General features: G+C 35.7%; 1 protein-coding gene. It reads left to right on the forward strand.

The genetic code is table 11. The annotated features are described in order from the left end of the window. Positions 1-230 precede the first annotated feature (230 nt). Positions 231-935 carry a hypothetical protein gene (locus tag Q0954_RS34030; RefSeq protein ID WP_299466565.1) on the forward strand — a complete coding sequence of 235 codons (705 nt, stop codon included), beginning with the start codon at positions 231-233 and terminating at the stop codon, positions 933-935. The last annotated feature ends 84 nt before the right edge of the window (positions 936-1,019 follow it).

Below are 1,019 nucleotides of genomic sequence, written 5' to 3' on the forward strand. Positions count from 1 at the left end.
TGACCGCGAAAATATTTTTGTACTAAAGAAGATAACTCTTTGCGAAATTTTTTTTAAAATGTAAGTTCATTGTAATAAGTATTATAGTTTTTTAGTCGATACAATAATAACCTTTTGTTGAAAATCCCGATGCATCGGGGCAATGAATTATGGGTATAATTAATTGAAATTCAATTTTTTATGCCCTTTTTAATTTCTACAAATTAAGTTTGTAACCAAAAAAGTGGCTGATGGTGTATTTAGAAAAAGCTTTTCACAAACATAAGCTAGACTATGGTAGTTTGTCTGACTTTCACCCTATCCAAGGCAGTGAAGTTGAAATAGTGTCGGAAGAAACGTATCAAATCAACATTGAATGGGTCAAAAACTTCGCTTTAGGGGTAGGTATTATTCCCGTTTTCACGAATAATGAAAGTGATTGTGTGGGTGTTTTTTCAAGCTCTCCTCTAAAGGGGAAAATAGTATTGATGAACCACGGCGAAGCAGACTTTACACCAAGGTTTAGTAGTATCTCGTCGTTTATAACCCAGATCAACCCTATAGTAGGCGATTGGCACAACCTACCAGCCGAAGCTTTTGATTATCCCATCAAAGATGACTTTACCATTCACCAGGAACTTTTGCTTGATTGTTGGAAATTGATTGACCAAAACACATTTGATTCAGAAGAGCACAGGGCACTCATTTGCCAAACTGCCGCCTTTTTAACCTTACCTTCGGCGTTAGATACACTTCTGCCTTTTTTAAAAGATCGTAACCCCCAAATAGTGGATAAAGTAGCTTGGTTACTGGGCGTTTTTCATCAGTACACCCCTGCTCAACCTTTGATCGCTGATTTGGTTAAAACAAGGTATAAACACCATTATTTGAGAGAACACTTTTATAATGGCTTGTTTGCAAAGAAAAGAATATGGAAAAAGTTATTTGGTAAATAAGCTTTCACTTAGGAATGGTGTAAAAATAAATTTCTATAGTAACGCTAAAATATTTTGTTGCTAGACGCGGCACGGCAATATCCA

Source organism: uncultured Microscilla sp. (assembly GCF_947493425.1).
Lineage (GTDB): Bacteria > Bacteroidota > Bacteroidia > Cytophagales > Microscillaceae > Microscilla.

What these genes read in the sequence shown, in the direction of transcription:
- Q0954_RS34030 (WP_299466565.1), top strand. Translation starts at nt 231, where the DNA reads ATGGTGTATTTAGAAAAAGCTTTTCACAAACATAAGCTAGACTATGGT.